Origin of the sequence: Priestia megaterium (assembly GCF_046599315.1) — a bacterium.
Classification (GTDB): domain Bacteria; phylum Bacillota; class Bacilli; order Bacillales; family Bacillaceae_H; genus Priestia; species Priestia megaterium_F.
Genome location: NZ_JBKIKC010000005.1, coordinates 147,303 through 159,116 on the forward strand (window position 1 = coordinate 147,303; position 11,814 = coordinate 159,116).

Sequence of the window (11,814 nt, forward strand, 5' to 3'; positions counted from 1 at the left end):
TATTTCTTCAAAACATTGCTATACTAAAGGAACAAAAAGAGGCATTCTCTTTTTGTTCCTTCGCTCTACAATAAAGGGAATTTACGGATAACCTCTAAAATAGGTTTTAAGTTTCATGATTAGGAGTAAATATTACTATAACTACTCTCATATTTTTAGACAAGCTGCATATGTATAAAATGAGAGCGTCAAACGTGCTCCAAATATCCCTGAATTTCTTCTTCTCACAAAAAAATTGACGAACTTTTTTTGTCAACAGGTGCGTATAGATATGATAGAATTCCTATATAATGTATATAATGACCTGGATTCATTTCTAAACAAGGAGTTTTGACTATGATTAATGAACAAGAGACGTTGTTATTTATTAAAGAACTTGGCCGCTTGTTGAAAGACTATCAAAACTGTTCAAACGCCTCTGTAAAAAGTGAAATATATAAAGATATCGTGTTGTTGAGCAATGTTATCCAGTTAGATCATGTGAACGTTTCTTACGCTTAGAAAATCCTTTTTATTTCTTTATAAATTTCAGTTTTTCTACTATAACTACAGAAAAGGAAGAAAGGAGATAATTTCTATATATCTCTTTTCTTCCTTTTCTTATTCTCTTATTGTTATTTAGAACATAGTTTTATTAAATTTTTCATAGAGTTTTTCAAGTGTCTTCGGTCCAACTGTTCCATCTGTCTGTAAATGAAGCGCTTGTTGAAAAGCTTTTACCGTTTTGAGGGTGGATGACCCGAATATACCGTCTGCTCCACCAAAAAGAGAATAACCTAAGTGAATAAGCATACGCTGAATCAACTGTACCTGATTTCCACGGTCGCCGTATTTAATTAGCACTCTTGAAGCCTTTGCTCTCTGTTTTTTAGGTGTTTTTCCGCTCCGAAGCTCTGGCAGTGATAAACCAAATGTATATTAAAAATGAGGATAATCTTTTAAGCTTGTCCAATCTCCTCCCCATTCCAACCCGATCCTTTTTCCTATCTCTCCCGCTTTGGTCCACCTTCGATTAATGGTCCAGTCAACTTCTCCGTTTTTATCAAGCAGCGCAATGTCAAAAGATAGTCCATAATTATGATAAGAATAACCGCCTTTGGCATTAGTCACGATACTTCCTGGTGTTGTTCGGCCCTGTGAATATAGTTTGTGCTGATGCTCTATCGATCTAAACCCTTCAGTAACCATCACAAATATGCTTTCTTTATATGCTTGCTGAATGAGCTCGTACGCTTTTTCTCGAACTACTTCATGCACATCATGTAATTTATGCTCTGCTTTTTTTAACAACTTGTCTAATGATAAATCGCTCATACTCCCTACTCCTTAACTAGATGACTTCTCCTTATATATACGTATAAGACGAACTATAAGTATAAGGGAGGCATCCAGTATCAGTTTATGCGGGAAGTCGTTAAGTTGTGTAAAAGTACGGCGTGCTGTGTAGGGCTGCTGTTATTTCAGCACCCAGTGGCTGATAGCCTTCGCTACTCCGTTATTGACATTTGTATCTGTCACCCAGTCCGCTGCTTCTTTTACAGCTTCTTGAGCATTTCCCATGGCAATTCCACACCCTGCCGCTTCAATCATAGCCATATCATTTAAACTGTCTCCCATCGCAATCACTTCATCCATTGAGATGTCTAAACGTTCACATACAGTCATGATCCCTTTTGCTTTGTTAATACCAAGTGCATTAATTTCTAGATTCGTTAAACTAGAGTTGCTGATTTCAAAATCTGAAATGCCGGCTATTTGTTTCAGCACTTCTTCTCTTAAAGCATCATCTGGAATATCATAGCCAAACTTCAGCCATTCTTGTGAAGCAATATCTTCTGGAAATTCATCTCTCCATACTTTATCCGTCGTCACAGCCCAAAAGTTAAGCTTATGCTCTTGTGTTAAGTTCCACATTTTCTCAATGTAAGCAGCATCAATTAACTTTCGTTCTACAAGCTGCCCAGATTCGTCCCAAATTTCACTTCCGTTTACTGTAATAAGATAAGAAGATAGCTGAAGAGACTGTGCGTATTCACGACATGTTAAAAGAGATCGCCCCGTACTTAATACGACATGAACACCTTGCTCTTGAGCTTTAGCAATGGCATCACGATTCTCCTCAGAAATTTCTTGCTGATTGTTCAGCAGCGTTCCATCCATATCCAGTGCGATCAGTTTAAATTCTTTCTTTTCGTTTGTTTGCATCTTTCTCTCTCCTTCTTATTAATAGTAGGTATAAAATTACGCTGAGCATTTGACTTATACTATGTAACTCTTATTATAACTGTAGCACAGGAGCATTTCGCTCTGCATCAGATAAGCGCTAAAATGTTCAATTATTCTATGGGGAATAATTGAAGGAAAACAAAATAGATTTGCCGTAATTTATATGTAACGCTTTTCATTTTTATTTATTTCAACTAGAATTTTAGTAAAAGGATGTGAATGTTATGAATACTATTATTTCACCAGCTGACTTACATACTGCATTACAGCAACCCCAACACTCAATTGTTTTGCTTGACTGTCGATTTACCCTTGGAAATCCTGAGGTAGGGGCAGATGCTTATCAAAATGAGCACCTCCCGTATGCTCATTATTTGGATTTAGAAAAAGACTTGTCCTCTGAGGCTACTTCTCATGGAGGCAGACACCCGCTTCCTGATATTCAAAATCTAGCTCAGAAGCTCGGCAACTTAGGAATTAATGCTGATTCAAAAGTCGTCGTTTATGATGAACGAAACGGAATGATGGCTTCAAGAGCTTGGTGGCTACTGCGATATATAGGAATTGAATACGTACAAATTTTAAATGGAGGTTTTGATAGCTGGAAACAATCGGGGTATGAAACAACTACGAGCGTTCCAGCAGCTTCGCCCCAAACTTTTGTACCTGTGGTTCAACAAGATTGGGGACTTGCAGAAGTTGAATACGTAAAAGAAAATCTTCATAATCCTAATGTGGTCCTTATTGACTCTCGTGAAAAAAAGAGATATTTAGGCTTAGAAGAACCCATCGATTCTATAGCAGGACATATCCCTGGTGCCATTCATTCTTTTTGGCAAGATGTCTTAACTTCAGAAGGTTTATGGAAAACAAATCAAGAATGGAAGGAGATGTTTTCAGCTATTGATCCTCACGCTGAAATCATTGTATACTGCGGATCAGGTGTATCTGCTTGTCCGAACGTTTTAGCTTTAAAATCAGCAGGCTTTTCCAATGTAAAACTATACGCCGGCAGCTGGAGCGATTGGATTAGCTATAGTGACAATCCCATTGAGAAAACAAGATAGCACAAAGAAGGCTCAGTCTCACCAAAAGGATAGAGGCTGAACCTTCTTGTTTGTATTCTTCCTATTAGCCGCATGTTATTTACTGAGCCTTAACATAAAGTCATGAAGCCGATCTAAAGTAAGCAGGTTTTGATTACATGCTTCGCTATCTTGGCAAATATAATTTCCTCGCTGCGTAAATGTCCCTTGAACAGTTCCTTTAATTTCAGCAGTGAACATACCGACTTCCTCATAACTGTGACAAAGCGTACATATTCCCTTCTGGTTGATAGGTTTAAACGTTCCTTGAATGCCTTTTAACTTCTGGGTATACGGATCCTGCGCTACGATAAACTTTTTGCTTGAGCCCTTATCGATCCAGCTAACATATGAAATGCTCGTTAGATCAATGCTTTCAGCAGAAGGAACTTTTAGCTTTTTCACTTTCGGAAACAGCTTTTTCACGGCAGCTTCTGTCAAAGATTTAAATGGAATCACATAAGGCTTTATCCTTTCTAAAAACACCTCTGCTTGTTCCTTATTTTTAACTTCAGCAACCGGTAACAGTAATTCTTCCTGTTCCTCGCTTAGAACATCAAACACGTTTAAGACTTTTTCTTTTGCAAGAGCTTTTAAGGCCTGCAGCACATCGGAATTATTCACTGTCCCATGTCCATTAATAAGGATTTGCGTTTGACTTTTAATAACGTTATATTGATCATTTCTTATAAATGCTTCCACGTTTTTCACTCCTTCTTCATTTAACCAGCTACTTTTTACTTTACCGTATGGACGCCTTTTACGAAATGTAAAGAATAAATCAGAATTAAACTATACCTAAAAAAGCGCGGGCATTCAGTCGCCAGCGCTTGATTTCTACCGTTATTTTTTATATACAATTTTTTTGATGGTTTCGGTTGATAAAAAGTATTCACGAGCTAGATCTTCAATTGAAGTCCCTTTTTTAAACAAGGACTTAATCCGTTCGTTTCGCTCGTCAATCAATTTTCTCCCACCAGAACAAGCTCCCCATTTCTTCTTTGCCTTCTGCGGCTTCGGAATATAAATGGTTTCTCCTTGAATGTATTTTTGAATTTCACTAATCAGCTCTTCAGGTAAAATATTTGTTGCTTTTACATACGTCATTTCTGCCAGCTCCTTATGTGATTTTGCTTATACAATAAGGGGCAAAGCCGTATATATTAGAAATGAGATATGCTTGGTTAGGCGATGTATATTATTAAACCGTCCATCCCATGCAAAGTATCGCCTTTCTAATATCAGGCTTTGCATGAGACGCTGCAGTATCGGGTAAACATCTTTTATTTACCATTTATTACACCTCCACTTTACATCGACTGTAAACCAAACTTGTATAAACTTACAATTATTGGCTCAAATTTTATTATAAGCTATTTATAATTCTGCACACAATACCTTCTTACTTATAAAGGTGACGCCATAAATAAAACGAACTTGCAAAGAGCTCGGTGTTCTCACTGCAAGTTCGCTTTATTTTTGTTATGAACGCTTTTGCTTTTTGTTGGCTGAACTTCTTTGAACACCTTGTTCAGAAGTTGTCGTTCCTTGTCCTTCTACATTTGGTGAACCTAGCCCTGATTTTGAGCGGTCTTTTTTAATTTTACTCATGTCACTCACCTCCAGTTTGTAGTGTACCCTTTGCACAGCTACATATAAGGAGAGGTGTGCCGTTTTTATTGTTTCTTGAGCATAAATAGCCATAGAAACGTTAAGGCTTGTTTTAATTCGTGTGGAAGCTGGCCAATCAGCTTATCGGTAACATTTCGCTTATATATACCTTCTCCATCGATTACTTCCCATCCGTTTTCCTTTGCAAGCTGTTCAAACTCCCACGGCATCATCGTATTGCAAATGACGTCTTCACCATATAGTCTTTGAAAACTATTGCTACGAGGCTGAGCAGTTGGTCCAAGAATGCCTACGCATGCATACCCTTTTGGTTTTACAACTCGGTGCAATTCCTTCAAAGCTAATCGCGGATGCTCTGTCCATTCTAGCGCATTGATCACCATAACCCCTTCTACTGATTCAGAAGAAAGCGGCAGCTCCATAATATCAGCCTGAGCGAACGACAAATTTTCACTTTTATGCAGCTCAGATGCTTTTTGAATCATTTCTTCTGACAAATCAAGACCAATTGCTTTATATCCAGAAGCGGCTAAAAGAGACGTCCCAAACCCATCACCACAGCCGACGTCTGCTAACAAAGCACCTTTTTTAAGGTGTTTTTGAATAAATGGAACAACTGTTTTCCGACTTCCGTTTTTCCACATCTCTTCACTTCGGCTATTCCAAAATGATACTTTTTGATTCCACTCTTCTTGAGCTTGATCATGCCAATTAAATGTTGTCATTTTTTATCCCCTTTGCACTCTTTTCTTTACCTTATCACTTTTTGCAATGAATAAAAACGGCTATTTCAGCAACCATATAGATGTAAAGGAAGGTGTTTATTTGTATGAAAGAACGTTTCGTTGCGGTACGTAAAAATGCAGACGGTGACTTGCTAGAATTCCAAACAGCTTCAGGAGCTGTTTTAACCTATGAAGAAGCGTTGAAGAAAGTAGAAGCTGGTGACGTGGAGCATGTAAGTACCTTTGTAGGAAAAGACGGCGGTACGTATATTCGCAGTATTCCTGATCATGACAAAACCAATAATCTCGATGCATTGCCATCGTTTTAAAGGAGAATGAATATGACAAAAAAGAATAATAAAGGAAGCGCTAATCAAAGTAATCCAAAAACCCAGCACCATCTTGTAGAAATGGGTGAAGAAATTTCAAGCGGAGATAATTCTAAAGGAAACAAACGCAACAAAGATCAGTCAAGTAAAACACAATAAGAAAAAGCCGTGCTAAGAAGCACGGCTTTCGCTATTAATGTTGACTTGGAAGACCTAATGTTGAAAAATCTCCTGTTGCTACGCTTGTTCCAACTGAAGCAACACCTGCTACTAATGTAAACGCTAATGCCATACCGACTAATACTTTTTTCATAATTATTTCCTCCTCTTTCTATGATTTGACTCTAGTGTATCACAGGATAAAAGTGGATGAATTCCTTTCTATCAGCATTTATCACCTTAAAACCGCGTATTTTCTTCATTTTGATAGAAATTTCTCAAAAATTATAATGATAGGAATATTTTAAACAAAAAGCGTTTCAAGTTCTTTCTCTACTAGCTTGACGAATCGCTCGTTTCTTTGCAGGGTGAAAATGGTCATAGATTTTTCCATATATTCTTTCCCTTGTTCGATTTTACCTAATTTAATTAAGCTCTCTCCTGCTTGGTAATGGAGCTCGCCAAATAAATACATTGATTCATTACTGATGCACAAATCGATTCCTCGGTTGCTATATATTAATGATTCATCGTAGTTACTCATATCTCCAAGCGTTTTGGCAAGGGCATTTAAAATTCTAATTTTTATGTTTTCATCTTTCGTTTGAGGGAGCTCATTTAAGCTTTTGAGTGCTATCTGATATGTATCTAAAGCCTGTTCATACTCTTTCTCTTCGTAAAGAATAATCCCAATACTATTTAAAATTTCAATTTCTCTTTCTTTATAAAACGTTGCCGATTGCTTAGTAAGCTCGATTGCTTGGTACATCTTTGACAGCGCATCTTTTTTATTATGATGAATGTAATACACACAAATACCTTCATGCCACATTAAAAATTGCTTGTTCAGCGGATTTTGAAACAGCGGACTTTCTTTTTCTTTTATAATGATATTATGAATAGCATCATAATCTCTCTGACGAATATATTGACGAATTAACGATTGAACCGCATCTACGTAATCAAGTCGAGGTGATTCTACACTATCAAAAAAGTAGTTAACATCTACGCCAAGGCGCTTAGAAATTTTATAGAGGGTAATGCTTGATGGATATTCTTCACCGTTTTCAATTTTGCTGATTTGCGCTTGTGTACAAATGTCTCTTGATAATTCTTGTTGTGTCAACCCCGCCATTTTGCGAAGGTCTCTCATAACACTCCCAATTCTATACTCTCTCATCTCTTTTCTCACCCTTACTTTCACATAATATATTCTCTCTATAAACATATAGTGCTTTTATTTAGATAGTCAACTGTAAAAACGTTAAAAATTCATCCAATGTTTCTAAATTAACCATTCCCTATAATAGCAAATTAATCTATAACAGTAAAATAGTGTATGATTTCTCCCTACAAAAAAATGAGGTTGAGAAATAACTATATCAATCTAATCTACGGACGAACAAATGGAATACATGAGCTGGTATAAATCTCTTGTTACACCGCGATTGATCTCCGTGCAAGACTTCGCTTTCCGCGGGCGGCCGATGATCCTCCTCGTCGCTTGCGCTCCTGCGGGGTCTCATCTATCCCGCTTTTCTCGCAGGAGTCTTCGCCTCGCCCTCCAATCAAACGCTAGAAGCAACTACATACATGAAACCTACGTTCACCACAACAACAAAAAATCCGAACGATGAATCAAGATTCATCGTTCGGATTTTTCCTTAACTAAACTACTTTTGTACCAGCCTCATTTACATTTTTTTATTTATAAACAGGGTATCCCACAAATTTAAAGTCTTTACCTATTGAAGTGACCGAAAGACGCTCTACATCCACTGCGTCCCACATTTTCTCTACACCTTTTCCTTCTAAGAAAGTAGGAGCCTCTTTTCCTCCTGAAAGCTTTGGTGCCATATATAGAATTAGTTTATCAATTAAACGATTCTCTACAAATGCAGCATTCACTTCGCCGCCTCCCTCAATTAAAAGAGACGAAACAAATTTCTCACCTAGCATAAAAAGCATATCTTCGAGGTTTACTTTGTCCTTACCGCTTGTGATAAATACTTGGACGCCTTGTTTCTCAAGCTGTTCTTTTTTTTCTTTTGAATAGCTCTCACTTGTAAATACCCACGTTGGGGCTAAAGAATCCGTTGCTAGCTTAGAATCAAGGGGCATGCGCAGCTTCGAATCCAGCACAATACGAATGGGACTTCGACCACCTTCAATACGAGTTGTCAGCTCTGGGTTATCCTTAATAACCGTGTTTACCCCTACTAAGATACCCGCTGTTTCATGACGCAGCTGATGCACATCCAAACGAGCTTCCTCTGACGTAATCCACTTGCTGTGAGAAGAAGCAGTCGCTATTTTACCGTCTAACGTAATGGCTGATTTTAACGAAACAAACGGCTTCTTCGTTACAATATACTTATTGAAGACTTCATTCATTTGACGTGACTCTTCTTCACATACACCTGTTATGACCTCAATGCCTGCGTTTTCTAAAATTTCAACTCCATTCCCCGCTACTAAAGGGTTCGGGTCTAAAGTTGCTATGACCACTTTTTTCACACCGGCTTCAACCAGCGCTTCAGCACAAGGACCTGTACGTCCGTGGTGTGAACAAGGCTCTAGCGTTACGTAAGCAGTCGCTCCTTTTGCTTGTTCGCCAGCCATTCGCAGCGCATGAATTTCAGCGTGCGGTTCTCCTGCCTTTAAATGCGTACCGATCCCAACGATTCGATTATCGTTTACAATAACCGAGCCTACAAGTGGATTTGGATCTGTTTGTCCCTTTGTTGCTTTTGCATTTTGTAAAGCTACATTCATGTAAAATTCGTGATTGATCAAAGAAGAACCTCCTCTTTTAAGTGTCCTGAACGTTTAACTTTAGTGTCTAAATACTTTTCATTAAACTGAGATACATCTCCCCAAAGTGGAACACGCCCTGATAAAAGTGCGCCGTTTTTCTCAAGCGCTGTTAGCTTTTTCGGATTATTTGTAATCAACGTAACAGGTTTTTGACGAAGCACTTTTAACACGCTGATCGCATCGCTATAGCTGCGAGTATCATCTTCAAATCCTAATCCTTCATTCGCTTCTACCGTATCAAATCCATTTTCTTGAAGAACATACGCCATTGCTTTACTGAACAGCCCAATGCCGCGTCCCTCGTGATTTGCTAAATAAAAGAGCGCTCCACTTCCATTTTCGACGATCATCTTCATAGATTGTTTTAATTGAAAACCGCAGTCACAGCGTTTGCTTCCGAAAATATCTCCCGTATGACAAATGCTGTGCATACGAATGAGTGACTCATGCGACTCTTGAAAATCCCCGTACACAAGAACGCTCGATTGCTGCATGTCAGCCAAATTAGCTCCTTGCATTTTTTCAATCAGTTCTTCCGTACTTAATGTTCCTTCTTTTACATTATCAGAACGCAACCATGAATACCAACTAAATACTTGTGTCTCGCCGTCCAGATTTACAGGAAGCGTAATTGGTCCTACTATATAGATAAAATGGTCTTCATTTTTTACTACATTAATTTTATCTTTTAAAATTGAAACAACTTTTTGGTTAATCACAGTCATTTCCTCCTTTTACATGTCTTCTCACTTATCCACCATTTTTATGTTTTGCTCAATTTCTCACATGAGCAGCGTTTTTTTAGCACTTCACTACATTTATCTTTTTTAATTGATTTATCAGCTTACTAAAAGTAAGTAGGTTTACTTGCATAAAGTATTATATGACGATACATTTCTCTTGTAAAGCTTTTATGTCTTTTTGTTACTTTTAGTAATTTAATTCCTTAATTAAATAGATTATATAATTTAAAGGTAAATACGTAAAGTAATTTATAATCTTTAAGTAATCAAATTACATAACACTAGATAAAATACTCACTTTGTTTTATACTATAGGAAGAGAATGGAGGTAATAACATGGACGGTTTAGCACTCTGCCCACGTTTTGAAAAGGCTGTTACTATACTAACGAAACGTTGGACGAGTTTGATCATTTTTCAGCTACTTTCCGGCTCACAACGATTTTCTCAAATGCAAGAAGCACTTCCAGTAAGCGGAAGACTTTTATCCGAGCGCTTAAAAGAACTAGAGTATGAAGGAATCGTTATTCGTACGGTTATTCCGGAAACTCCTGTTCGAATTGAATATTCTTTATCGGAAAAAGGATTAGCGCTAGCACCGGTGATTAAGGAAATTCAAACATGGTCAAGTGAGTGGATTACACAAGAAGAAGTAGAATAAAAGGAATCTCTAAAGAAATCAGAAGCGTTTTTACATGGATATACTCATAGCCATTTTCTTTAGAGCCTCATAAATAAAAAGGCATGCTCTCCATGAGCACGCCTTTTTTTACTTACGTTATTTTCCTAATGATTCATTTTGAGAAACAATACGTTGCTTCTGGCTTTTTCGGCCGTGCAATACAAAATATACTGCTATAGCTAAAAGAGCAATAATGGAACAGAATACATACACTCCTTTGTATCCGGCTGCTGTCGATAGAATACCTAATAAAAAGGATCCTAATCCCATTCCAGAGTCAAAAAACACAAAAAACGTAGCTGTGGCGACACCTCGGCGATGAGGAGAAGCTTTTTTTACAGCAATGGATTGAAAACTTGATGTAATCGTTCCAAAACCTAATCCAATCAATGCTCCTGCTAATAAAAATACCCAGCTCGTTGTCGCTTGGCTAAGCAAAAAGATACCGATAGCTAAAGATAAAATCGATGGATATACCACGCTGTTTTCTCCGTGTTGATCAAACCATTTTCCTGTAAAGGGTCTAGAAGCTAATAAGCACACCGCGTATACAACAAAGAAAAAACTTGAAGCTTGAGTAAAGCCCATTTCTTTTGCATAAATAGACACAAATGAAATAACACTTGCATATGAAAAAGCTACTACGAGGCCAGCGATTGAAATAGGCAGTGAGCGGTATTCAAAAAACGCCGCAAGACCTTTGGCTGGCTTCATTTCATTTGTTGCAGAAGAAACTGGCTTCACCTCAGGTACACGAAGTACTAGACTGCATAGTACTGCTAAAGCAGAGGATACCACCGTAACGGTAAATACCGCTGTATGACTCAAGCTATTTGTTAATGTTAATCCTACAAACGGACCTACTACCATCGCTAAGTTCATAAATGTTGCATAGTATCCCATCCCTTCTCCTTTTCTCTGTTCTGGGATTACATTTGCGACGATTGCTCCTGTAGCAGTTGTGCTCATTCCGAAACCAATGCCATGAAGCACACGCAGCATCAGCAGCGCTGATAATGAGTGAATGTTCATATATAAAATAGAACCAATTAAAAAGATGAAGACACCTATTAATAGTACTTTCTTTTGTCCTAATGTTGTCATCCACTTACCTGCTAGCGGTCTGAACACAATGCCGGACACTAAAAAGATTGTCACAATTAAGCCTAAGCTTTGCTTACTTGCATGAAGTTCATCCGTTGCAAACAGCGGCAATGTGACAGTTAACATATAAAAAATGACAAAAACAAAAAAGCTAGTCAATGAGACTGCTAAAAAGTCTTTTGTCCATAATTTCGATTTTTGCATTATTTTCCTCCTTTTATCTTTTCATCCGTATTTATTAACACAAACTAAAACATAGTCTATAAATAATATGTATACGAATTATATCAACTCAAACTATTATAGGGTTCAT

The 11,814-nt window shown here is 37.7% G+C and carries 17 protein-coding genes; 5 read left to right on the plus strand and 12 right to left on the minus strand.

Features of this window, described 5'->3' with window-relative positions:
• Window positions 1–336: 336 nt before the first annotated feature.
• Window positions 337–501 (plus strand): hypothetical protein, encoded by a 165-nt coding sequence (locus tag ACLHDF_RS17355; RefSeq protein WP_013056680.1) that lies wholly within the window; start codon window positions 337–339, stop codon window positions 499–501.
• Window positions 502–618: 117 nt separating this feature from the next.
• On the opposite strand, the gene ACLHDF_RS17360 is transcribed toward ACLHDF_RS17355, so the two are convergent.
• The 3 genes from ACLHDF_RS17360 to ACLHDF_RS17370 form a co-directional block, all read right to left on the minus strand.
• Window positions 619–843 carry a peptidoglycan-binding domain-containing protein gene (locus ACLHDF_RS17360; RefSeq protein ID WP_413919951.1) on the minus strand — a complete coding sequence of 75 codons (225 nt, stop codon included), beginning with the start codon at window positions 841–843 and terminating at the stop codon, window positions 619–621.
• Between the two features lie 75 nt (window positions 844–918).
• A complete protein-coding gene (locus tag ACLHDF_RS17365) occupies window positions 919–1,314 on the minus strand; it encodes a M15 family metallopeptidase (protein WP_413919952.1) in 396 nt (131 codons plus the stop codon).
• Between the two features lie 141 nt (window positions 1,315–1,455).
• Window positions 1,456–2,205 carry a Cof-type HAD-IIB family hydrolase gene (locus ACLHDF_RS17370; protein ID WP_413919953.1) on the minus strand — a complete coding sequence of 250 codons (750 nt, stop codon included), beginning with the start codon at window positions 2,203–2,205 and terminating at the stop codon, window positions 1,456–1,458.
• Window positions 2,206–2,450: 245 nt separating this feature from the next.
• Between ACLHDF_RS17370 and ACLHDF_RS17375 the strand changes: the two genes are divergently transcribed.
• The gene (locus tag ACLHDF_RS17375; protein ID WP_413919954.1) at window positions 2,451–3,293 is read left to right on the plus strand and encodes a sulfurtransferase; all 843 of its coding nucleotides are present in this window, start codon (window positions 2,451–2,453) and stop codon (window positions 3,291–3,293) included.
• 75 nt (window positions 3,294–3,368) lie between these two features.
• Here ACLHDF_RS17375 and ACLHDF_RS17380 read toward each other — a convergent pair whose 3' ends face one another.
• The 4 genes from ACLHDF_RS17380 to ACLHDF_RS17395 form a co-directional block, all read right to left on the minus strand.
• Complete coding sequence (locus ACLHDF_RS17380; RefSeq protein WP_413919955.1) at window positions 3,369–4,013, minus strand: FusB/FusC family EF-G-binding protein; 645 nt, start codon at window positions 4,011–4,013, stop codon at window positions 3,369–3,371.
• A 141-nt stretch (window positions 4,014–4,154) separates the two neighbouring features.
• Complete coding sequence (locus tag ACLHDF_RS17385; protein WP_413920044.1) at window positions 4,155–4,427, minus strand: CD3324 family protein; 273 nt, start codon at window positions 4,425–4,427, stop codon at window positions 4,155–4,157.
• A 366-nt stretch (window positions 4,428–4,793) separates the two neighbouring features.
• A complete protein-coding gene (locus ACLHDF_RS17390; protein WP_413919956.1) occupies window positions 4,794–4,922 on the minus strand; it encodes a YuzL family protein in 129 nt (42 codons plus the stop codon).
• Between the two features lie 65 nt (window positions 4,923–4,987).
• A complete protein-coding gene (locus ACLHDF_RS17395) occupies window positions 4,988–5,668 on the minus strand; it encodes a class I SAM-dependent methyltransferase (protein WP_413919957.1) in 681 nt (226 codons plus the stop codon).
• Window positions 5,669–5,772: 104 nt separating this feature from the next.
• Between ACLHDF_RS17395 and ACLHDF_RS17400 the strand changes: the two genes are divergently transcribed.
• Complete coding sequence (locus tag ACLHDF_RS17400) at window positions 5,773–5,997, plus strand: DUF3892 domain-containing protein (RefSeq protein ID WP_013082820.1); 225 nt, start codon at window positions 5,773–5,775, stop codon at window positions 5,995–5,997.
• A 12-nt stretch (window positions 5,998–6,009) separates the two neighbouring features.
• Window positions 6,010–6,156, plus strand: a complete 147-nt coding sequence (locus tag ACLHDF_RS17405) for a hypothetical protein (RefSeq protein WP_013056671.1) — start codon at window positions 6,010–6,012, stop codon at window positions 6,154–6,156.
• A 304-nt stretch (window positions 6,157–6,460) separates the two neighbouring features.
• Here ACLHDF_RS17405 and ACLHDF_RS17410 read toward each other — a convergent pair whose 3' ends face one another.
• The 4 genes from ACLHDF_RS17410 to ACLHDF_RS17425 form a co-directional block, all read right to left on the minus strand.
• On the minus strand, window positions 6,461–7,336 hold the full coding sequence (locus ACLHDF_RS17410) for a helix-turn-helix domain-containing protein (RefSeq protein ID WP_413919958.1): 876 nt from the start codon (window positions 7,334–7,336) through the stop codon (window positions 6,461–6,463).
• Between the two features lie 257 nt (window positions 7,337–7,593).
• A complete protein-coding gene (locus tag ACLHDF_RS17415) occupies window positions 7,594–7,728 on the minus strand; it encodes a hypothetical protein (protein WP_413919959.1) in 135 nt (44 codons plus the stop codon).
• A 132-nt stretch (window positions 7,729–7,860) separates the two neighbouring features.
• Complete coding sequence (ribD, locus tag ACLHDF_RS17420) at window positions 7,861–8,952, minus strand: bifunctional diaminohydroxyphosphoribosylaminopyrimidine deaminase/5-amino-6-(5-phosphoribosylamino)uracil reductase RibD (protein ID WP_413919960.1); 1,092 nt, start codon at window positions 8,950–8,952, stop codon at window positions 7,861–7,863.
• Window positions 8,949–9,698 carry a GTP cyclohydrolase II gene (locus ACLHDF_RS17425; protein ID WP_413919961.1) on the minus strand — a complete coding sequence of 250 codons (750 nt, stop codon included), beginning with the start codon at window positions 9,696–9,698 and terminating at the stop codon, window positions 8,949–8,951. The genes ribD and ACLHDF_RS17425 overlap by 4 nt, the downstream gene beginning before the upstream one ends.
• Before the next feature lie 354 nt (window positions 9,699–10,052).
• Here ACLHDF_RS17425 and ACLHDF_RS17430 point away from each other — a divergent pair, with 354 nt between their 5' ends.
• Window positions 10,053–10,376: a winged helix-turn-helix transcriptional regulator gene (locus ACLHDF_RS17430; RefSeq protein ID WP_413919962.1), complete on the plus strand. Its 324-nt coding sequence runs from the start codon at window positions 10,053–10,055 to the stop codon at window positions 10,374–10,376.
• Window positions 10,377–10,493: 117 nt separating this feature from the next.
• Here the strand turns inward: ACLHDF_RS17430 and ACLHDF_RS17435 are convergent, their stop codons facing one another.
• Window positions 10,494–11,705, minus strand: a complete 1,212-nt coding sequence (locus tag ACLHDF_RS17435) for an MFS transporter (protein ID WP_413919963.1) — start codon at window positions 11,703–11,705, stop codon at window positions 10,494–10,496.
• Window positions 11,706–11,814 lie beyond the last annotated feature (109 nt).

Coding starts and splice junctions, on each gene's coding strand:
- ACLHDF_RS17355 (WP_013056680.1), top strand. CDS start 337: ATGATTAATGAACAAGAGACGTTGTTATTTATTAAAGAACTTGGCCGC.
- ACLHDF_RS17365 (WP_413919952.1), bottom strand. CDS start 1,314: ATGAGCGATTTATCATTAGACAAGTTGTTAAAAAAAGCAGAGCATAAA.
- ACLHDF_RS17390 (WP_413919956.1), bottom strand. CDS start 4,922: ATGAGTAAAATTAAAAAAGACCGCTCAAAATCAGGGCTAGGTTCACCA.
- ACLHDF_RS17405 (WP_013056671.1), top strand. CDS start 6,010: ATGACAAAAAAGAATAATAAAGGAAGCGCTAATCAAAGTAATCCAAAA.
- ACLHDF_RS17370 (WP_413919953.1), bottom strand. CDS start 2,205: ATGCAAACAAACGAAAAGAAAGAATTTAAACTGATCGCACTGGATATG.
- ACLHDF_RS17425 (WP_413919961.1), bottom strand. CDS start 9,698: ATGACTGTGATTAACCAAAAAGTTGTTTCAATTTTAAAAGATAAAATT.
- ACLHDF_RS17430 (WP_413919962.1), top strand. CDS start 10,053: ATGGACGGTTTAGCACTCTGCCCACGTTTTGAAAAGGCTGTTACTATA.
- ACLHDF_RS17395 (WP_413919957.1), bottom strand. CDS start 5,668: ATGACAACATTTAATTGGCATGATCAAGCTCAAGAAGAGTGGAATCAA.
- ACLHDF_RS17400 (WP_013082820.1), top strand. CDS start 5,773: ATGAAAGAACGTTTCGTTGCGGTACGTAAAAATGCAGACGGTGACTTG.
- ACLHDF_RS17410 (WP_413919958.1), bottom strand. CDS start 7,336: ATGAGAGAGTATAGAATTGGGAGTGTTATGAGAGACCTTCGCAAAATG.
- ACLHDF_RS17375 (WP_413919954.1), top strand. CDS start 2,451: ATGAATACTATTATTTCACCAGCTGACTTACATACTGCATTACAGCAA.
- ACLHDF_RS17435 (WP_413919963.1), bottom strand. CDS start 11,705: ATGCAAAAATCGAAATTATGGACAAAAGACTTTTTAGCAGTCTCATTG.